Here is a 20503-nt window from a genome sequence, read left to right as displayed (position 1 = left end):
ACAGCCCAGGTTGGAATTGGATGCGGTTCATCGCCATGATATACGGCCCCTTAAATGATATGCCTTTAGTAGACGCCGTCCTTTCGCGTAATACTGGGTTTGGCTGAAGCATCTTGCTAATCAGGAACGCCTTTGGAATTTGAGCGGGAATTTTACAGCAAGGTTGCCTAAGAAAGTGTCCGGTTTTTGTTGACCATTACAGTTGTCCTTCAAGGCGCTGATGAAGTGCTTGCCTTTCTTGAGGATGAACTCGAAGTTCTCCTTGGCGGCAAACCAGCTGTCGGTCAGGACATAACGGAACTTGATGGCGTTCGCCACGCAGGCCCGCTTGACTTTACGGATCTTTACGTCGCAAAACTGATGGAGCTTGCGCACCACCTCAAAGGCGACCGGGACGGACACGTCACCGCTGTGGTACAGCGCGTTCAAGAGAAGGTCTGCTGGCTTCGTTGCTGGCTGTTTTGGTTAAAAAGACCTTGAAGCCTGGTTTTATATATCCCCGTCACGGTTTTAACCCCTAGCAAACAACCGCGCCAAATCCTCCACCCTCCTCCTATCCGGCCTATCCTGATATATCCCGCTCATCGGCTGCTCCGGCTGCATTCCGCGCACGAACAAATAACACGCCCCGCCGAAATGACGGTCATAATCATAATCCGGCAAGCGGATTTGTAGGTAGCGGTGCAAAACAACGGTGTATAGCCAATATTGCAAGCCGTAGTTATGTTCGCGCATGGCGTGGGTGAGGGTGTCGGGTGCGTAATCGGGCAGGCTGTTGGTTTTGTAGTCCATCACATAAAAACGGCCTTGGTAGGCGCAGATCAAGTCGATAAAACCGGTTAAAAACCCACACATTTGTTTGCTGCTTAAGGGCTGGTAGGCGGGGCTGTCTTGGAGGATGCGGTTTATTTGGCTGGCATCCATGCTCTGCATCGCCAGATAAAAGGGCATTTCTTTTAGGCAGTGCGCGTCGTCAAGGTTTTTTAGGCAAAAATTAGGGTCGGCGCTTAAGGGCGTTTTGACCACCGCTTGCAATAATTCATCCAGCAAGGTCGGTTGCGGCAGTTTTAGGCCGTAGCGTAAGCAGGCTTTGTCGCGTTGCTCGCTGATGTCCAGGCCGTTTGCCAAGTCGGCGAAACGGTTGTTTTCTAATAAATCGTGGACGACGTTACCCGTATGCGCCCCGCGCGGCAATTCGGCGGGTTCTTGCTCTGCGGCGTTGGCGGGTTCGCGGGCTTTATCGGGCGGCAGTTCCGGGCTGTCGCTTTGGCTGAGTGCGGACAGGGCGGTGTAGCTGCTCATTTGCCAACGGGTATATAAAGAGCGGTTAAGGCTACGCGCCTGTAAGGTGCGGGCGGTTTTGCCCGTTAGCCTAAGCAGGGGCGGGGTGCTGTCGGTGTCTGCCGTTAACAGGCGGTAGGCGAAGGTGTCGGGGGCTTGGTCTGCCAAGTCTTGTAAAATGGCTTGCTGCCCAGCAAAACCGCTGTCGGCAAAGTCCAGTAACCACGCCATCGCCGAGTTGTTGGGGTTGGCTTCGCTGCGGACATTGCCCCAGACCAGATAGCAACGGTATTTGGCGCGGGTGACGGCGACATAAAACACCCGCAAGTCTTCGGCCTGTTCTTCGTATAGGGCTTGGGCGCGGTGGGTCTCAAAGTGTTCGGAGCCTAAGTCAACGTGCATTTGCCCGTGCAGGTGGCAGGTCAATAGCTCGGTTTCATTGCTTAACCTGTCGTTGCGTTGCCAGAGATAGGGGCAAAACACGACTGGATATTCTAGGCCTTTCGAGCGGTGCATGGTGACGATTTTCACGGCATCATCATCGCTTTCTAAGCGCAATTGGGCGTTTTCGTCGCCGCTGGTGCTGGCGGCGGCGATGGTGGCGCGGAGCCAGTCCAGGGTTTTCATCATACCCAAATGCTCGTCCAACACCGCTTGTTGCAGCAATTCTAAGATATGGTGCAGGTTGGTCAGTTGCCGTTCGGCCATGATGCTTTGGGCGATAGTCAGGCGGATGTTTTCGCGCTCTAACAGTTCCATCAGCATCGCCATTAGCCCGGCGGTTTGCCAGTCTTGGTAGTAGCCTAAAAAGCGGGCGTGCCATTGGTCGAGTTCGGCCTCGTTATGGCTGAGTTGGTAGAGGCTTTGCCCGTCTAAACCTAACCAGCTGAGGGTGAGGGCTTGTTTGAGCAAGGTGCTGTCGCCGGGGTTGGCGACGGCTTGCAGTAACAAGTATAAATCGCTGGCTTCGGGGCTGGCAAATACCGATTCGGTGCTGTTGATGACGGCAGGCACGCCCGCTTGGCGCAATTGGGCTTGGTAGTCGCGGGCTTGGCGGTTGCTGCGCACTAAAATGGCGATGTCTTTGGCCTGTAGTGGCGTGTGTTCGGGGCGGAAATCATAGTCTTGCGACAATAAGGCCACGACTTCATCAATAATATGGCGGCTGATTAATTCGGCGGCTTTGCCTGCTGTCCAATACCCGGATTTGCTGTCGCTGTCCGGCAATTGCCAAAACATCAGCGGCGGCACGGCTACCCCGTCCAGATACAGGGCGGTGCTGGTAGCGGGTTGGGCGGCTTTGACCGGATAGAAGTCTAAGTCGGGCAGTAAAAAGGCCTGTTCGCGCCGGAATAGGGTGTTGACGGCGGCGACCAGCAAGGGCTGGGAGCGCCAGTTTTTATCCAAGGTGTAGCGGTGTTCGGCCTGTTTTTGCGCGGTGAGGTAAGAATAAATGTCCGCGCCGCGAAATTTATAAATGGCTTGTTTGGGGTCGCCGATCAGGTATAAAAACGGGCGGCAGGTCTCTTCGCCTTGGGCTTCCCCGGCAAAAATGGCGGAAAAAATCAGCCATTGCTTGTCGTCGGTGTCCTGAAATTCGTCAATCAATGCCGCTTGGTAGGTTTGGCGCAATTCGGTGATTAAGGCCGCACCCAACTCGGTTTCCAACACGTCGGCGAGGCGGCTTATCACATCGTCAAACGACAATAAATTCATTTGCTGCAAGCGGCTGTCCAAATCGATACGCAAGGTTTCCAGCAACAGCCGCCTGAACAATAAGGGGATTTGTTGGTAAGCCTGGGCTAAGTCCTCAAAAACGGCGGTGTCGATGCCTAGCCCTTGCAGATAGGCGGCTTTGCGTTCGGCACTGGTTTGGCCTTTGGCGGCGCGGAATTTATTGCCGTGCAAGGCCTCCAGCAAGCCGTTTTCGGTCAATAAGGCAAACGCTTCCGGGTCGGGTATGTCGGGGCGGCCTTCTTGCAGCCAAGCGGCTAAGGCTTGGTAATGCAGCTCAAAATTGTCTTGGTAACTGCTTTTAAACTTATCCTCGGCAAAGGCTTGCCGTAGCCGTGCCGCTGTCGGTGCCAGCACACTGGCGGCTTGTTGGGCCAGGCTGGTTAGGGTGTTTAAGGCCGCGTCCAAGTCGCCGTGTTCGGGGTGGATTTTTATCCGCGTGGTCGGGCTAAGGCCTGCGCTAGGGAAGCCCGCCAAACTGCCGAGCAAGGCATCGGGGGTGTTAAAGCGGGCGGTCAGTACCGCGACTTCCCATAAAGGCCGCGCCATTTGTTGCCGCCAAAAATCATCGGCGCACGCTTGTTTGATACTGGCTAAGTCGCCCGTCAGCTCGGCATCGAACAATTGGCCGGTTTCCAGCGCGTAGTGGTGCAAGACGTTTTGGCAAAAGCCGTGGATGGTAAAAATCCCCGCTTGGTCGATGTCCACCAAAGCCACCGCCAGCCGCTGCCGGATGTCTTCGGGCGGGATGTCTAATTGCTCTAACCAATCGCGGATGGCGGGATCGGCCAGATGCGGCGCGTTCAGTGCCCGCTTAGCTTCCGCCAGACGACCACGGATACGCTCTTTCAGCTCTTCGGTGGCGGCTTTGGTAAACGTCACCACCAGCACTTGCTTGATACTAATGGCATTTTCGACGACAAAGCGCAAGACCAGCATGGCAATCGCATAGGTTTTACCCGTGCCGGCACTGGCTTCTATTAAATTGACCCCCTGATGCAAGTGGGCGCTAGTCGGATCAAAATGTTCTGGGAGCATAAGCAGGGCTGTTGAGGGCGAATAACGCTATTATAAGTATTCGCCCACTATAATACAGCTTCGCATCGTTCGGGTTATGTATTACTATCTGGGTTTACGCACACGCATTGTCCCACCAACGCTTAGACCCGCCAGCCGATCTTAACGCCATCGAGACCCGTGTTTTTTGTGGGCAAACGTCCGTGCCATCAACCCAGTGCTATTGCGGAGAAAACATGCAGCCCCTTTGCCTACCAAACACCCCTCAAATCCTAGCCGCCATGGCTTTGCTGCTCTGTTCCTGCCCAGTATTGGCTGTGAATGCATGGAATTATCAGCGGGAAACCGATGTGGTCAATAACCAAACCTACAGCACTGCCATGTCACCGATGCCGCGCCGTGACCTGTATGACGAATTGAAGCTGGAAGTGGTGTGCCGCAACCAACAATTGCAGGTTGACCTGACCGCCGATAACCTGATCGCCTCGCAAGGCAGCCAATTCGACATCAGCTACCAGATTGACCAAACCCCGCCCGTCGGCTTGCAAATGACCACGTTCCCCGACTCCAAACGTAAAGGCTATACCGATACCGACGCGCAAACGCTAATTAAAGCAATGTTAGCGGGCAAAGAGAGCATTTTTCTTAAAGTCCTCACCATGACGCGCAAAGAATTGGCAGGATCCATTCCGCTCGCCGGGGCCAGTGAAGTGCTGCAAAAAGTGGTCAGCGATTGTGCCGCCGGAGCGGCGATTGCCGCAGCCGACCCGCATCCGAAACCCCTAGAAACCGCTGCCGACTATGATTTTAAAACCTTCCAGCAAGATTTTAACAAGCTGTCGGTGGGGCAGCAAAGGCAGCTACTGGGCCGTATTAAACAATTATTGGAGGATATGCGCTAACTCAGGCTAACGTGCAGAACCCAAAATTGCGGCTATAATGAAGACGGCTCTTTACTGCCATTAAAAGGGCTTTGATGGACTTACATTCTAACTATAACGGGCATATTATGAACACATACAATAATTTGGAGCTAAAACCGCTGGCACTGCTGATCTTGGCATTAATGCCACTCGCCGCTTCTGCACAAACCTCCCAGCACTTTGGTTTAGGGATGCCAGTACCTTTACAAATCAGTGACTTGCCTGCCAGTCAGTTCCGCGCCAAACTCAATACTTTGCCTGCCAAAGCCCAAGCTAAAGCCCTTAACACCCTACGCGGCCTGTCTTTTACCGATAAGGATTTGCCTTACTTACAAGTCGATAACACGGGCGGCATATTATATGTGGACAGCTTTTTGCCGCCCGCCGCACCAGCCACTGCTTTAAGCAGCACCGCTGAAACTGTACCGTTAATCACCGCCGCCGAGGCGTTTGCCTTGCACAGCAAAAAAGGTGCGAAAAATATCATTTATCTGGATTTTAATGGCATGGATGTCACGGGGACAGCGTGGAACGCCGGCACTGTGACGACTTACAAGGCCTTAGCTTATGATTTAGACGGCTCACCGGGTACGTTCAGCCCTACCGAACTAAACAATATTGCCGATATTTGGCATCGGGTTGCGGAAGACTATATGCCGTTTAATGTCGATGTCACCACCAAACAGCCCAAAACTTTCGGGCCAACGGTCGGACGCATCCTCATCACTAAAAACGTCGATAAAAACGGTGTGGCCATGCCTGCCTCCACTGCGGGCGGAGTGGCTTATGTCGGGGCTTGGGGAGGCTCTAATTATGGCTATTATTCGCCCGCTTTAGTCTATTACAATAATTTGGGCAGCGGTTATCCGCCTTATGTCGCCGAAGCCGCCGCCCATGAAATGGGCCACAACCAAGGCTTGTCACATGACGGCACATCGACAGTAGGCTATTATGCCGGTTTAGGTTCCGGCTATGTGTCGTGGGGGCCAATTATGGGCGTGGGTTATTATACTAACGTCACCCAATGGAGTAAGGGCGAATACCCCGATGCCAACCAAAAGCAAGATGATGTCGCCATTATCGCCGCCAATATGGGCTACCGTGCTGATGACCACGGCAAAACCTTAACCACAGCCACGCCTCTGGTGGTGGACGCGGCGGGGACTATTGCCGCAACCAACCCCGAAACCGACCCGTTTAACAGCAACCCCGCCAATAAAGGCGTTATCGGCAAGCTGAATGATGTCGATATGTTTACGTTTTATGCCGGGGCAGGTGCGGTGAACATCACCGTGACCCCCGCCTGGGATGCGTTTTACCATAACAACCAACGCGGGGCCAATCTTGACATTAAGGCCACCTTGTATGACTGGAATGGCAAAGTGGTGCAGGCAATCGATCCTTTAGATGAAACCAAAGCGGTGTTGAGCGCCACGGTGCCTGCGGGACAATATTATTTGTCCGTCAAAGGCGTAGGCAATAGCGTCACTCCGTATTCCACCTACGATAGCTTAGGCCAGTATTTTATCAGAGGCACCGTTACGCCTTAAAGGTAAAGAGATTTAAAGGCAGGGCGGCGCTGCACTGCCGCCCTTGTTCCGGTCTGTTGGAGCAAACGGGGCGGCAAAGCGTCTGGCCTATCCGTTTATAAAATAGCGGCAGACTAATCCCCGCAGTGAATTTTTGGAAAATCAATATGGATAACGCAATTAAAGCTTCCTCCCCAGCCGTTTTTTTGGCCAGTTTAACCGCTCTCACGCAATTTATATTCGGCCTTAGTAGCAAGCCAGCCCCCTAAAGTAGGCCGATAAGGCAATCCACCTAGTATGCTTTTTATTGCCTTTTTTCCTGCAAATCGGCAAATGAACCGCCACGTTTTAACGCCGCTGAATTTTACAAGCAAGGGTAAGACTCGCCTTTTTATTGAGTTTCTCAGCTGCGGCTTTTAGCCCGTATCACGATTTGTATCACGCATTTGGGTGCATTGTGTGGGATTTTGTGTTTCATTGGGCAATAAAAAACCCGCTAAGCCTTGCAGCTTGCGGGTTTTGTAATTCTGTAACGCTTAAAGCAGCTTATGGTACCGAGGAAAGGACTTGAACCTTCACGAGCTTGCGCCCACTAGCACCTGAAGCTAGCGTGTCTACCAATTTCACCACCTCGGCAAAGGTTGCTGTAAAGCTATAGTGAGGGCGTATTATACTGACTGGGGCCGGATTTATCAACCCTAATTCTAAAAAATTGCTGTTCAGCTTAGGTTGCGCAACGTTCGGGTAAGCTTATGGCGAAGGGTAAAGCTTGCTGCTGCCATCCATATCGCCGGTTTGCCCATAGAGCATCGGTTTGCCGTCGTGCAGTTTTTGCGCCGCGACAACCTCGCAAAAGACCAATTTATGGTCGCCTGCGTCGGCGTAGTGGCTGACGCGGCAATCGAAATACGCTAAGGCGGCGGCGAGGATGGGTGCGCCGGTGCGGTCTTGTTGCCAAACAAAGCCGGCCATTTTGTCGGGTAAATCGGTGCGGCCAAAATGCTCGGCAACCGCTAGTTGCTGGTGGTTTAAGACATTGACCGAACACACCCCGCCCGCTTGCAGTAATTGGTAGGAATGGTTGTGCGGGTTGACGCTGATGGCCAGCAACGGTGGCCGGAACGACACTTGCATGACCCACGCGGCGGTAAACGCGTGTTGCTGCTCGCCATTACTGACACCGATGATGTAAACGCCGGAGTTAATATGTTTTAATAAGGCGGATAACGGTTCATTCATGGCAAAGCTCCAAATCAATACGCATGGACAAGTCGATGGCCTTGAGGTTTTTGGTCAAAGCTCCGATGGAGATATAGTCTACGCCGGTTTCGGCGACGCTTCTGATATTTGTTAAGGTGATATTGCCGGAGGCCTCCAATTCGGTGCGGCCTGCGGTTAAAGCCACAGCGCTGTGCAGGTCGGCCAGCGTGAAGTTGTCGAGCATGATGCGCTCAGGCCGGGCGGCTAGGGCTTCGGACAATTCCGCTAAAGACTCCACTTCGACTTCAATAGGTGCGGCGGTCTGTTGCCGTGCCGCTTGTACGGCTTGGGCGATGGAACCGGCGGCGATGATATGGTTTTCTTTGATTAAGACACCGTCATAAAGGCCCTGCCGATGATTATGGCAACCGCCGCAAATAACCGCGTATTTTTGGGCTTTTCTTAGCCCTGGCAGGGTTTTGCGGGTATCCAACACTTTACAGCCGGTGCCTGCGACAGCTTCGGCGTAGCGGCTGGCGATGGTGGCGGTGGCGGATAGGGTTTGCAGCAAGTTTAGGGCGGTGCGCTCGCCGGTCAGCAAGGCTCTGGCGTTACCGCTTAAGGTGCAGAGCAGGGTGTCGGGGGCGACCTGCGCCCCTTCGGCGACGTGCCAAACAATGTCAATATCCGGGGCTAGGGCGTTAAAAATGGCATTAAACCAAGCCTGTCCGCACAGTGTCGCGGCCTCGCGGGTAATCACCTGCGCATGGGCGGTTTGCCCGCTTGGGATGATGTTGGCGGTCAGATCGCCCGCCCCGATGTCTTCGGCAAGAAAAGCTTGGATGTCGGCGGTGCTGATAGGGTTGGGTATCATAGGTAGCTTGGGGGTTGGGGTGTAAACGCGACGGCTGCTGCTGCCGACAGTAAGGGCATTATGATAAGATGTTTTGTAGGTTCAGCCTATATGGTAGACTCACTTTATGAAAAGGGCTTCTGTTGCCCTTGGCACAATGCTGTAAATGTTAACCCCTTTTTACTGGTCTTTGTAAGGAAAATAGTATGATCCCCGTTGTTTTGTCAGGCGGTTCGGGTACACGGCTGTGGCCTTTATCGCGCGGGCACTATCCTAAACAGTTTTTGCCTTTGGTCACCAAACAAACGATGGTGCAGGAAACTTTACTCAGGTTAAGCGGTCTTAAAGGCCTAAAAGCCCCTATTGCGGTGTGTAATGAAAGCCACCGCTTTATGATGGCGGAGCAGCTCTGGGAAATCGGCATTAAACCTGCGGCTATTATTCTCGAACCGGTCGGAAAAAACACCGCCCCGGCGGTGGCAATGGCGGCACTGTCGGCCACCTCGCCGGATGATGTCCTGCTGGTGTTGCCTGCCGACCATGTGATCGCCAATATCCCTGCGTTCCATCTGGCCGTCAGCCAAGCCAAAGAATTGGCGCAACAAGGCTTTTTGGTCACCTTCGGGATTGTTGCCAGTACGCCGGAAACAGGCTATGGTTATATCAAACGCTCTAATACCGCGCACGGGGCGGCGTTTGCTGTCGAGGCGTTTGTCGAAAAGCCGGATCTGGCGACGGCTACCGATTATGTGCAAAGCGGCGCGTATTTTTGGAATAGCGGCATGTTTGCTTTTACGGCGGGGAGTTTTCTGGCCGAGTTGGCGGCGTTTAATCCGGCCATGCTGGCGGTGTGCCGCCAAGCCTTAGCCGCCGCCAAAACCGATTTGGATTTCACCCGTGTCGATAAGGCCTTGTTCAGTACCTGCCCGTCCGACTCGATTGACTATGCCGTTATGGAAAAAACCACCAAAGCAGTGGTCATTCCGCTGGATGCGGGCTGGAACGATGTCGGCTCTTGGTCGGCCTTATGGGAAGTGACCGATAAGGACGCGTTCGGCAACGCCATCAGTGGCGACGTACTGACCGTTGACAGCCACAACTCGTATATCCATGCCGGCAATAAATTGGTTGCGGCCATCGGTGTTGATAACTTGGTGATTGTCGAGACCGATGACGCGGTGATGATCGCGCCTAAAGACCGGGTGCAGGAAGTGAAAGATATTGTCGCCCAGTTAAAGGCGGCACGGCGTAGCGAAGCCGATATCCACCGCAAGGTGTACCGCCCGTGGGGGCATTATCAGGCGGTGGATGAGGGCACACGCCATCAGACCAAGCGCATGGTGGTCAAGCCGGGTGGCAAATTATCGGTACAAAAGCACCACCACCGCGCCGAACATTGGGTGGTGGTCAAAGGCACGGCTCTGGTCACTAAAGGCGACGAGCAACTGTTGCTGACCGAAAACGAATCGACTTATATTCCGTTAGGTGTTGTCCATTGCCTGGAAAATCCCGGCGTCATTCCGCTGGAAATTGTCGAAGTGCAGTCCGGCAGTTATTTGGGCGAAGATGATATTGTGCGTTTTAATGATATGTACGGACGAGTTTAACCCCTCCTGCTACGCTCTGACGGTGTAGTGTTTATTGTGAATGCTGAAAGGAAAAATAAATGAGTAAAATAATTACCAAGGCCGTTTTCCCAGTGGCCGGTTTAGGTACACGCTTTTTGCCTGCCACCAAAGCCAGCCCGAAAGAAATGCTGCCGATAGTCGATAAGCCACTGATCCAATATGCCGTCGAAGAAGCGGTGGCGGCAGGTATCGACACCATGGTTTTTATCACAGGCCGTAGTAAAAATGCCATTACCGACCATTTCGACAAAGCTTATGAGCTGGAAAAAGAGCTGGAAGCAAAAGGTAAGAATGAATTGTTAAGCATTTTGCGCGGTATTGTGCCGCCGCATGTGTCGTGTATTTTTATCCGTCAGGCCGAAGCGTTAGGATTGGGCCATGCGGTGTATTGTGCCCGTCCTGTTGTCGGTGACGAGCCGTTCGCGGTGATTTTGGCGGACGACCTGATTGAAGATGCCGACCGTGGCTGTATGGCGCAGATGGTCAAGGTTTATCAGGAAACCCATAGCTCGGTGTTGGGGGTTGAACGTATTAATCCGGCTGACACCGGCAGTTATGGTATTGTTAAGACCGCTGATTTTGTCGGCGCGTGCGGCGTGGTCGAAACCATCGTCGAAAAGCCCAAGCCCGAAGACGCGCCGTCTAACTTGGCGGTGGTGGGCCGTTATATCTTAACCCCAGCGATTTTTGATAAGATTAAAACCACTGGCCGAGGCGCAGGCGGCGAAATCCAACTGACCGACGCTATTGCCGCACTGATGAACGACGAGCAGGTTTTGGCATACGAGTTTGAAGGCCGCCGTTATGATTGTGGCTCTAAGCTGGGGTTTTTGATCGCTACGGTTGAACATGGATTGCTGCATAAAGATCTGAAAGATGATTTTTTGCTGTATCTGAAAAAATTGGTTAAGACCCAAAAAATTGCTTCTTAACGGCTAAGCCGTTTTGTTAGGGATGGGCGGCCTATTTTTACCGCCCATTTCCTCCCCCGCATTTTCTACGCGCTGATAAACAACCGCCAGTCAGCCAGTCAAAAGCCCGCTCTTTAAAGACAAATAGCCATCCTGCAATCAGATTGGAAAATCAGACCCATTGTCGGCTAGTCACCACAATGAGCGGTTTTTATCCCTATTTTGAAATTATTCCTGCCGTTCCTGAAGAACTAAAGCAAGCAATTGATAAATGCGCGTTATCCAGACATGTTGCTTCGAAATGAATACCTGTCTGTGTGCCGAAAAACGTTCAAATAAGCCTGATACCACAGAGGCTATCAGTGAGACAGCACAGGGCGAATACTGCCAATGCGCAAAGTGGGGATGTGGAAGCAGATACAATGGGATCGTCAGGTACTGTCGCTCCCGCGTAATGGCGGTAGCTAAAACGTTACCGCGTCGCGAACTATTGCCCTTAGTCCGCTCAATTGTCAATGGCTTGACTTTTAAAAAACAGTGTTTTTAACCAAGACAAGATATTGAATGAAATTCTTTAAAAATGGGGAAACCAAGGGTTATTAGTATGACAGATATGATGGATGTTTTTAATCAGTTTTTCGAAATGGTGCCGGCGGTTTCAGCAGAGCTTAAAGATGAAGCCTATAAATTGCGTTATCAAGTTTATTGTGTCGAAGTTACGGGGTTTAGCAACCCCGACGACTTTCCTGACAAACGGGAATACGATGAATATGATGAAAACGCCGTCCATTATTTAATCCGGCACCGCAAATCTGGGGAGTATGCGGCTACGACCCGGCTGATACTGCCCGATAGGGCTTGTCCGGCGCGGCCATTTCCGCTAGAGGCTTTTTGTGACCTTGATGAGACGTTAGTGCCGCAAAGCATTAATCGGACAAGACTAGCGGAAGCTTCACGGTTTTGCATATCAAAAGCGTTTAAACAACGCAAAAATGATGCGCAGACCTTAACGGCAATTGATTCTGCCAATTGCGATAGCCAAGCTTATTTTACCCTGGCGGAGCGGCGGGTTTTTCCGCATCTGAGTTTCGCGCTGATTGCCTGTTTAATAAAAGGCTGCTGTGAAAATAATATCGATCATTTTTATGGCACACTAGAACCTGCTTGGTTTCGGTTTTTGTCATCAGCGGGTATCCATTTTACTAAAATAGGGCCGCTAGCAGATTATCACGGTTTACGTTGGCCGGGTGTTATAAAAGTCACCGATTTGCTGGAGGGTGTGGCGCAGAAAGATCAGCAACTCTGGAATTTATTGACGGACAAAGGCCGTTTTATTGGCACTTAGGAACGCGCATGAAATAAAATCTGTTTTACAGGTGAAAACATCCCCCCCTTCCAGTCTCCCCTTGCCCAGGGCATAAGCCCTCTACACAACGCCCCCCAAAATTGCTTGGCGGTGGCCTTGAAACCGTCCAACTCCTTTTAGGAGTAAGCATCCATGATTGTAGGCATGGCCAGAAAAAACCACAGGCCCGCCAATAGGGCGGGATTGCTGAACGCCCGTTTATGACGCATTTGCTTGCCGCTTTCAATACCACAAAAATGGCTGCATAACGTCAGTGAAGCGTTACGGAAATTACAGGCTGCGTAATATCAGTCAGTAAGCTTCTACGCTCGCCTTATTTAGCCCGCTTAGTCGAGTTATAGTTAAACGAACTGACCACGCCGCGCTTATCAAACTTAATCACCAAGTCTTCGGTTTGGCTTTCGGAGAAGGCGCTGTACTGATAATTGCCGTACGTCCACGTTTTCAGACCATTTTCAATGCCTGTGCGCCACGGTGTGCCAAAGGTATTGGCGATGTCGGTTTGGGTAGTTTCGCCGATGCGGATGCTTTGCACTTGCCCGGCCGGAAATTCATGTCCCATTGATGCGCAAGCGGCGGTGGCCAGCACTAAGCCTACGCTTACGCCACGGCCTGTCCACCGCAGCATCTCAGAAAATACGGTATAGCCCATAGTAGATTTCATAACGGATTGTCCTATAAAAAGAATTACCCCGATTGTACATCAGGTTACTGGTAAATTTAAAAAAGCCTTTCTGTCTAAGCCGCTCTTGAACCGCTCTTAGAGCGTTTCTTAGGGCCGTTTCTTAGGACATTTTAAGGCCGCGCCTTTATCGTTAAATCAACTATCATTGCCAGGCAGCATTTTCAGCAGCCAACTGGCAAAGTTTTCCCGGTTGCGCGAGCAAATAATGACCTTGCCGCGTCCGGAAAATTTCAGCACCATGCCTTCGCCGCTGGTGACGCTGTTGACTAGCGAGCCGAAAAAACCGCCGCCGCTGGTGGCAACCGAAATCTCATGTTGTAAACGGCTATCCCAAGCGATCACATGGGCGTTATCAATAATAACGTCCTTGCCGGGCTCCACATCAATGACAAAACTGGAGCCAAAACCGGATACGGCCAGCTTGCCGGTGCCTGTCGCTTCCATGATAAAAAATCCGCCCGTACCGCCAAATAACGCCGAACCAACATTTTGGGTGCGGACTGTGAGGTTAACGCCTGTTTCCGCAGCAACAAATGCGCCATCGGTCAGCTTATAGCCCGCACTGCTGTTAACATCTAATACCTCAACCGCCCCGGGCAAGGTAGGCGAGAGCAGGCAATCGCCGTCGCCGCGCACCGCTTCGATATGTTCTTGGAAAAACGATTCGCCATTGGCAAAGCGGCGCATCAGCGCCGCGCCGATGCCGCCGGTCATTTTGCCTTTTAAATCTAACGTGGCCTCCATCATGACCATCGCATTGGCTTCGCAGTAGATTTTTTCGCCACGTTTTAGGCTGATATGTAAGAATGGGTCAACATCACCCGTAACGGTAAAAGTGGCCATGATTTTTGCTCCTTAAGAAAGTTTATAGGATTAAACAAAAGGCCAACAGGACAAAGCCGCCCCTTTATTGGCCCCAAAATAAAGGCTGCCGCTTAACTATGCACCAAAAAGCCATGCCACAGCGGTAACGCCAACAGACTGGCAAAGGTGGTGACCGTTACCGCCATCGCATAAAGCGGGCTGTCTAAGCGGAAGCGGTCACAAAAGACAATGCCCAGTAACATGCTGGGCATAGCCAGATCCAAGACGGCGGCAGCCTGATGCGGCGCGTCCAAAGCCAAATGACTGGCCAAAAACCAAGCGCCAAACGGCATGGCGAGCATTTTTATCAGTAGAACAGGCAGCATATAGGGCATATTCCGCCAACTTATCGTCCGCCAATCCAGGGCTAAACCTAAGGAAAAAATCATCAGCGGCGCGGCGGCCGCGGACAGTTTTTGTAAAGCCCCGACCAACCAATCCGGTGCGGGTACGCCGCCCATATTCAGTGCTATTGCCAGCGCTGCCGTCCAAAATGGCGGCGCGTTCAACGCCAGCCACGGCGAGCGCGGTTTCTCTTCATCACCATAGTGGCGGGCAATCAGCAGGCCAACCGTAAACAGGTAAGGCGCGGCGGAAATGACATCCATCTGAATCACTACTGACCGCGCCCAAGGGCCAAACGTTTGCTCGATAATCGGTAGCCCCAAATAGGTGACATTGGGGAAGGCACTGGCAAGGATGACCGTGCCGAGCCGCTTATTATCAAACCGGAACAGCCATCCGATCAGCCAAGCGCAAACAACGGCAAAGCTCAGGCTACCCCAACCGAGCAGGGTGTATTGTAAAGAGTGGATACCCATATCCGTTTGCCACAACACGTCCAAAATCATCGCGGGCATAAGCAGGTAATAGACTACACTGGTCAGTACCACGCGGGTTTGCATAGCGGACAGCCCGGCGGGCTGTAACAGCCGCCAGACCACACCGCAAGCCGTGAGCAGGGTCATTTGGATCAGGGTTGAATTCATGGGGCAGAAATAATTAGGTTAAGCAAATAGCGGTTTAATCAGGCTGTTAGGCAGCTTAGGTTCGGGCTGGTCGGCATTAAATCAGACTTTGGCTTATTTTAACATTCACCAGGGCGACAAGTTCCGGTAATATAGGCACATTTAACCGTAAATTCCGGGGGTTCTATGCGTAATCTTGTAAAGTATTGTGGCTCAGGCGTTTTCGCCGCTTTGTTATGGGCTTTGACCAGTGTCGCGGTGCAGGCGGGCACGGGTGTCGCCGTGGTCGTGTCACCGCAACAGGCCGCTACCCTGCGGTCTAACCAAAAAGCCATTATTATTGACGTGCGCGAAGAGAGCGAATGGCAAGAGCAGCATATCCCCGGCGCTTTGCACATCCCGCTTGGCCAATTGGCCAACCGCCTAGGCGAATTGGACGCATATAAACATAAGCCGATTATTATGCAATGCCGAAGCGGCAAACGCTCCGCCGCCGCCCAGGCCAGCTTAAAAGCGGCGGGCTTTACCGAGGTGTATAATATGGAGGGTGGCCTGATGGCTTGGCAAGCGCAAGGCCTCGCCACCGAATAACCCCTTCCTTTCCATTTTTACTTTTAAACATTATGTCGCCAGTATTTTTGTCCACCAAGCCCATCCCCGTCCGTGAACGCCTGATTATGGCCTTGGATGTGTCCAGTATCCCCGAAGCCCAAGCCTTGGTTGAAGAGCTGGGCGATTCGGTGGTGTTTTATAAAGTCGGCATGGAACTGTTCATGTCCGGCGATTATTTCGGCTTTATTGAATGGCTGAAGCAACGCCATAAAAAAGTCTTTGTCGATTTGAAGTTTTTCGACATTCCCGCTACCGTGGGCCGCGCCATTAAGGCCTTAAGCAGCAAAGGTGTGGATTTGGCGACCATCCACGGCAACGATGCCATTATGGAAGCCGCCGCGCAAGCCAAAGGCGACCTGAAAGTCTTGGCGGTCACGGCCTTAACTAGCCTTGACCGGGGCGACCTGGACGATTTGGGCTTCCAATGCGATATCCGCGAGCTGGTGCTGTCCCGTGCCAAACGCGCCTTACAGTTAGGCTGTGACGGCATCGTCTCGTCAGGCCTGGAGGCCGCCATGATTAGGGAGCAACTGGGCCAACGTTTATTGGTCATCACCCCCGGCATCCGTCCGGTCGATAACCGCGAAGAAGAAGACCAAAAACGCGTGGTCAGTGTCGAAATGGCCTTTGAAGGCGGCGCGGACTATATCGTCGTAGGCCGCCCCATCCGTGACGCGGCTGACCGTAAAGCCATGGCGGAGACCATCCAAGCGCAGATTCTCAGCGTCTTGGCGACTGCAAACCCTTAAAATAATAATAACATGTTAACTATTGACTCGGTAGTGCGGCGGGATTTGTATGCACTTTGACCCCGCTTTTACCAGTTCCTATCTGGTGGCTTTTATCATGGGGCTGGTCAGTAGCCTGCACTGCATCAGCATGTGCGGGTCGATCATCGGCACCTTGACCTTAAGCCTCAGCCCGGAAATCCGCCATAAAAAAGCCCTGCTGTTGCCGTTTGTCTTTAATTACAACCTAGGACGCATCACCAGCTACACCATTGCCGGGGCTTTAGCGGGGCTGATCCAATCGCTGGCCATCCTGCAAATGGGCGAAATCCACGGCCATCGGCTGTTGCAGATTTTATCGGCGCTGGTTATGGCGGGGGCGGGCCTTTATATCGCTGGCTGGTTCCCGCGTTTTGCCTATATCGAAAAAGCCGGGATGCACCTATGGCGGAAAATTGAGCCGTTCGGGCGCAAACTCATTCCGGTCAAGACCCGCAGCCATGCTTTTTTATTCGGCATGGTGTGGGGTTGGCTACCGTGCGGGCTGGTTTATGCGGCTTTAGCACTGGCGGCGACCGCAGGCGATGTCAGCAAAAGCGCGTTAACTATGCTGGCATTTGGTTTAGGTACTTTACCCGCCGTCATGGGAGTAGGTATAATGACAGGAATACTGACACGGCTATCCCGAATGCAGCGCTTTAAACAAGCGGTTGGCTTATTTATGATCGTCCTGGCCTTGTTAGCGGCGTTGCCTTGGTTAAACCCTTTGGCAATAACCAACCATTCAGCTTTACATTAGAGGTCGTCATGGATCATTTTAGTGCTATTATCGGCCAATCGCCTGAACTCGATTCCTTAATCCGCAGTGCCAGAATTGCCGCCGCCACCGATGTCACCATTTTAATCAAAGGTGAAACAGGCACCGGCAAAGAAGTTTTGGCTTCGGCCATCCAAAAGGCCAGCCCCCGCGCCACGAAAAAATTTGTCGCCATCAACTGTGCGGCCTTGCCGGAAGGCCTGATCGAGTCCGAACTGTTCGGCCATAAAAAAGGCGCGTTTACTGGGGCTACCGCCAATTCGCCCGGTTTGTTCCAAGCCGCCGACGGCGGCACGCTATTCTTGGACGAGATCAACTCGCTGCCCTTAGTGGTGCAAGGCAAACTGTTGCGCTTTTTGGACTCCGGCGAATGTCTGCCTGTGGGCGAAACCACGGCTTATAAAGTCAATGTCCGCGTCATTGCCGCCACCAACTCTGACTTAAATGACCAAATCAAAGCGGGCGAGTTCCGCCAAGATTTATATTACCGCCTCAATGTCGTGCCGATAGAACTGCCACCCCTGGCAAAACGTAGCGAAGACATTGAGCATCTGATCAAACACTTCCTAAAGCAGTTTGCCGCCCAGCATGGCATTAAGCCGCCGCAATTCAGCAAACCGGCCTTAAAAGTCTTAAAAGCGTATAAATGGCCCGGCAATATCCGCGAGTTGCGTAATCTGTGCGAGCGTCTCAGCATTCTGCTGTCGGGCCGAACGATTGAAATAGATAACCTGCCTAGCGAGTTCCGCGTTAATCCCCAGGCTAACCCCGGCAAAAATACCGGCTTTATCTTACCGGAAACCGGCTTGCAGTTAGATTCGTTAGAAGCGGACTTAATCAACCAAGCCCTCAGCCGCACTAAAGGCAACCGTAGCCAATCCGCCAAACTGCTGGGCCTAAGCCGCGACACTTTGCTATACCGGATGCACAAACACGGCTTTACCGCCAACTGACCGCCCGCTTTAGGGGGCGCAAACCTTTTTTGCGCCCCTATACCCCATCGCCTCTATATGCCCCAGCTCCAATCCGCCCTCATCCAATGCCCTTACTGCGGCGAAAACCTCGACATATTGGTCGACACCTCCATTGACGAGCAGGATTATATCGAAGACTGCCAAGTCTGCTGCCGCCCGATAGAAATCTATGCCAGCGCTGATAACGGCGAGATTATTGAGCTGTGGGCGCGTTCGGACAGCGAGTGAGTTTTGCTGTCCGGCAGGTGGCTATTGCCATGTTTTAGCACTTGCACAGCATTGCCTGTGCGTTCCTCCTGATGTATTTCTCCTAGCTGGAATGACGGAAGGACACTGAACCCCAATAAGGCCAGTTTTTTCTTATTTCCCAACCATACCCAAATCCGCCAAAATCTTATCGCGCACCAATTGCCCCGATAAGGTCACCATCGGCATTCCGCCCCCCGGATTGACGCTACCGCCGACAAAGTACAGGTTTTTTAATACCTTGCTACGCTGGGCATTTTTAAAGCCCAAATTTTTAAACCGATCTGCCACCACGCCGTAAATCGAACCTTGGTTAGAATAGTATTTCGCCTGAATATCTACAGGAGTCCAGCTTTCTTCGCAGACGATATGTTGGCGCAAGTCCGTCAGCCCCATGCGCTCTAGCTTCAGCAAGACCCGTTCGCGCATGGCTTGGTAGTCCTCGGCGGTTAAGGGTTTGTTGGGGTCGATATGGGGAATATGCGGCAGGATTTTAATAATCTCGCAACCAGCGGGGGCTTGGCCAGGATCGCTTTTGCACGGGGCGACCAGATAAATGGTCGGGTCTTCCGAGAGCTGGTGGTCGTGGAAAATGGCTTTAAAATGCTCACGGGGCTGATCGGAGTAAAAGAAGTTATGGTGTGCGAGCTGGCTGTAAATGCGGTCTACGCCCAAATGCAGCACCAGCCCCGAACAACTGGGGGCGAATTTGGCGATGCGGCGGATTTCTTGCTCTTGGTTAGCCATTAATTTTTGGTATGCCGGCAGCACTTCCATATTGGAGACGACAATATCGGCGGCTAATAACTGCCCGTCTTGCAAGCGTACCCCGCTGGCACGTCCGGCGGCATGTTCAATGGCGGTGACTTCGGTATTGACGCGGATAGCGACCCCTAATTCTAGCGCCAGTTTTTGCAAACCTTGCGCCATGCTGTACATGCCGCCTTGGATGTACCATAAACCATAGCCAAACTGGATATAAGGCAATAAGTTCATGAGCGCAGGAGCATCGTAAGGCGAAGAGCCAACATATTTTATAAAATAATTCAGCACATCGACCAATTTAGGGTTTTTGATAAAGCGTCTGACCCCTTGATCCGTAGAGCGGAACACATCAAATGCCTGCAAGCTTTTCAGCGGCCCATAATGGCTGAGCAATTCCCAAAACGAATCTAAGCCGTGGGCAAAATAGCCCGCTTCGGTGACATCGCACAGCTGTTTGGAATAGGCGAGAAATTGCGCGAACTCTTCGGCGCTATTGTCGCCGAGCTTCGCCAACTCCTGCGCCATGACCGACGGGTCGGCACTTAAATCTAAGGTGCTGCCGTCAGGGAAAAAATTCCGCCAATGCGGCTCTACGGTTTGGATATTGACGTAATCCGCCATTTCTTTGCCCGCCCGGCTGAACAGGGCGCGGAAGATATGCGGCATGGTTAAAATGGAGGGACCTAAGTCGAAAGAAAAGCCGTCTTTTTCCAACACATTCAGCTTACCGCCGACTTTATCATTTTTCTCCAGCAAATCGACACTAAAGCCTTCCGTCGCCAAGGAAATGGCGGCTGACAGGCCACCTAGCCCGGCTCCGATAACAACGACATGGGGTTTCTGGGTGCTTTTCATGCAAGGCTCTCTATGCGGTTAGGACAGTAAGATGGTTTTTGTGGTGTTTGGCTTTCGGGTTCTCGTACCATTAACGCCCTGCCCCGCTCCACATTAACGCTTAGGAACGTGCATAAAATTAAGTAGACGCTCATTGCACCACAGCGTGTCCGCCCCCACCTCTCGGTTCCTGAGCGAAGCCGAAGCGTACTCCTTCGTAGGGATGGAGCCAGTATCATTCCTGTCGTACAGGCGAAAGTCAAAGGAAAAGGCTATGTTACCATTAATTATGGAATCATACCGCTAAAGCTCTGTCGAATTATCTATAGCTAACCCAATATAAGCCGATAAGGACTGCCCGTCCTTCAAGGACGTACAGCCCTTCCTGTCGCTTTTTTGGCATCATCAATTTACCTGATTAGCAAGATGCTTCAGCCGAGCGGATCCAAACCTCTGGGCGAGGCCCAACGGCGATGGCGGCAACAAGCAGGCGCATGGGAAGCCTATCGAGCTGGAACCTGCGGTTGAAGCGATAGGCGAACGCCCCCAGATAACGCGAGGCATATTT

The 20503-nt window shown here is 52.3% G+C and carries 17 protein-coding genes, 1 tRNA gene and 2 pseudogenes; 10 read left to right on the top strand and 10 right to left on the bottom strand.

Annotated elements, in window-relative coordinates:
- Positions 1 to 201 precede the first annotated feature (201 nt).
- A pseudogene (locus tag AADEFJLK_RS21535) lies at positions 202 to 432 on the bottom strand (IS701 family transposase); the annotation flags it as partial.
- Positions 433 to 510: 78 nt separating this feature from the next.
- Positions 511 to 4053, bottom strand: a complete 3543-nt coding sequence (gene recB, locus AADEFJLK_RS21530) for an exodeoxyribonuclease V subunit beta (RefSeq protein ID WP_103975720.1) — start codon at positions 4051 to 4053, stop codon at positions 511 to 513.
- A 260-nt stretch (positions 4054 to 4313) separates the two neighbouring features.
- Between recB and AADEFJLK_RS21525 the strand changes: the two genes are divergently transcribed.
- A complete protein-coding gene (locus AADEFJLK_RS21525) occupies positions 4314 to 4934 on the top strand; it encodes a hypothetical protein (RefSeq protein WP_249028111.1) in 621 nt (206 codons plus the stop codon).
- 107 nt (positions 4935 to 5041) lie between these two features.
- Positions 5042 to 6505 carry a zinc-dependent metalloprotease family protein gene (locus AADEFJLK_RS21520; protein WP_170065206.1) on the top strand — a complete coding sequence of 488 codons (1464 nt, stop codon included), beginning with the start codon at positions 5042 to 5044 and terminating at the stop codon, positions 6503 to 6505.
- A 528-nt stretch (positions 6506 to 7033) separates the two neighbouring features.
- Here the strand turns inward: AADEFJLK_RS21520 and AADEFJLK_RS21510 are convergent.
- The 3 genes from AADEFJLK_RS21510 to nadC all read right to left on the bottom strand — a co-directional run bounded on the left by AADEFJLK_RS21510 (position 7034) and on the right by nadC (position 8558).
- Positions 7034 to 7120: transfer RNA gene (locus AADEFJLK_RS21510), tRNA-Leu, on the bottom strand.
- 114 nt (positions 7121 to 7234) lie between these two features.
- Complete coding sequence (locus AADEFJLK_RS21505) at positions 7235 to 7723, bottom strand: flavin reductase family protein (RefSeq protein ID WP_103975718.1); 489 nt, start codon at positions 7721 to 7723, stop codon at positions 7235 to 7237.
- A complete protein-coding gene (gene nadC, locus AADEFJLK_RS21500) occupies positions 7716 to 8558 on the bottom strand; it encodes a carboxylating nicotinate-nucleotide diphosphorylase (protein ID WP_103975717.1) in 843 nt (280 codons plus the stop codon). The genes AADEFJLK_RS21505 and nadC overlap by 8 nt, the downstream gene beginning before the upstream one ends.
- Before the next feature lie 185 nt (positions 8559 to 8743).
- Here nadC and AADEFJLK_RS21495 point away from each other — a divergent pair, with 185 nt between their 5' ends.
- From AADEFJLK_RS21495 to AADEFJLK_RS21485, 3 genes are all read left to right on the top strand, one after another.
- On the top strand, positions 8744 to 10144 hold the full coding sequence (locus AADEFJLK_RS21495; protein WP_103975716.1) for a mannose-1-phosphate guanylyltransferase/mannose-6-phosphate isomerase: 1401 nt from the start codon (positions 8744 to 8746) through the stop codon (positions 10142 to 10144).
- A 59-nt stretch (positions 10145 to 10203) separates the two neighbouring features.
- Positions 10204 to 11097 carry a UTP--glucose-1-phosphate uridylyltransferase GalU gene (galU, locus tag AADEFJLK_RS21490; RefSeq protein ID WP_088619623.1) on the top strand — a complete coding sequence of 298 codons (894 nt, stop codon included), beginning with the start codon at positions 10204 to 10206 and terminating at the stop codon, positions 11095 to 11097.
- Positions 11098 to 11680: 583 nt separating this feature from the next.
- Positions 11681 to 12421: a PEP-CTERM/exosortase system-associated acyltransferase gene (locus tag AADEFJLK_RS21485; RefSeq protein ID WP_170065205.1), complete on the top strand. Its 741-nt coding sequence runs from the start codon at positions 11681 to 11683 to the stop codon at positions 12419 to 12421.
- Positions 12422 to 12755: 334 nt separating this feature from the next.
- On the opposite strand, the gene bamE is transcribed toward AADEFJLK_RS21485, so the two are convergent.
- The 3 genes from bamE to AADEFJLK_RS21470 all read right to left on the bottom strand — a co-directional run bounded on the left by bamE (position 12756) and on the right by AADEFJLK_RS21470 (position 14980).
- Positions 12756 to 13106: an outer membrane protein assembly factor BamE domain-containing protein gene (bamE, locus tag AADEFJLK_RS21480; protein ID WP_088619625.1), complete on the bottom strand. Its 351-nt coding sequence runs from the start codon at positions 13104 to 13106 to the stop codon at positions 12756 to 12758.
- A gap of 156 nt (positions 13107 to 13262) precedes the next feature.
- Positions 13263 to 13970, bottom strand: a complete 708-nt coding sequence (locus AADEFJLK_RS21475) for a TIGR00266 family protein (protein WP_088619626.1) — start codon at positions 13968 to 13970, stop codon at positions 13263 to 13265.
- Positions 13971 to 14062: 92 nt separating this feature from the next.
- Entirely contained in the window at positions 14063 to 14980 is a 918-nt protein-coding gene (locus tag AADEFJLK_RS21470) for an AEC family transporter (protein WP_103975714.1), read from the bottom strand.
- Positions 14981 to 15145: 165 nt separating this feature from the next.
- Here AADEFJLK_RS21470 and AADEFJLK_RS21465 point away from each other — a divergent pair, with 165 nt between their 5' ends.
- The 5 genes from AADEFJLK_RS21465 to AADEFJLK_RS21445 are packed head-to-tail and all read left to right on the top strand — an operon-like array spanning position 15146 to position 18318.
- Positions 15146 to 15550 carry a rhodanese-like domain-containing protein gene (locus AADEFJLK_RS21465; RefSeq protein ID WP_088619628.1) on the top strand — a complete coding sequence of 135 codons (405 nt, stop codon included), beginning with the start codon at positions 15146 to 15148 and terminating at the stop codon, positions 15548 to 15550.
- Positions 15551 to 15582: 32 nt separating this feature from the next.
- On the top strand, positions 15583 to 16320 hold the full coding sequence (gene pyrF / locus AADEFJLK_RS21460; RefSeq protein ID WP_103975713.1) for an orotidine-5'-phosphate decarboxylase: 738 nt from the start codon (positions 15583 to 15585) through the stop codon (positions 16318 to 16320).
- A 49-nt stretch (positions 16321 to 16369) separates the two neighbouring features.
- Positions 16370 to 17098 carry a sulfite exporter TauE/SafE family protein gene (locus AADEFJLK_RS21455; protein ID WP_088620105.1) on the top strand — a complete coding sequence of 243 codons (729 nt, stop codon included), beginning with the start codon at positions 16370 to 16372 and terminating at the stop codon, positions 17096 to 17098.
- A gap of 8 nt (positions 17099 to 17106) precedes the next feature.
- Positions 17107 to 18069 (top strand): sigma-54 interaction domain-containing protein, encoded by a 963-nt coding sequence (locus AADEFJLK_RS21450; protein WP_088620106.1) that lies wholly within the window; start codon positions 17107 to 17109, stop codon positions 18067 to 18069.
- A 57-nt stretch (positions 18070 to 18126) separates the two neighbouring features.
- Positions 18127 to 18318 (top strand): CPXCG motif-containing cysteine-rich protein, encoded by a 192-nt coding sequence (locus AADEFJLK_RS21445; RefSeq protein WP_088620107.1) that lies wholly within the window; start codon positions 18127 to 18129, stop codon positions 18316 to 18318.
- A gap of 132 nt (positions 18319 to 18450) precedes the next feature.
- On the opposite strand, the gene AADEFJLK_RS21440 is transcribed toward AADEFJLK_RS21445, so the two are convergent.
- Positions 18451 to 19956, bottom strand: coding sequence for a phytoene desaturase family protein (locus tag AADEFJLK_RS21440; protein WP_103975712.1), 1506 nt, complete (start codon positions 19954 to 19956; stop codon positions 18451 to 18453).
- 397 nt (positions 19957 to 20353) lie between these two features.
- A pseudogene (locus tag AADEFJLK_RS21435) lies at positions 20354 to 20503 on the bottom strand (IS1595 family transposase); the annotation flags it as partial.

The organism is Methylovulum psychrotolerans (genome assembly GCF_002923755.1).
Lineage (GTDB): Bacteria > Pseudomonadota > Gammaproteobacteria > Methylococcales > Methylomonadaceae > Methylovulum > Methylovulum psychrotolerans.
This window is presented reverse-complemented; position numbering and strand designations above follow the sequence as displayed.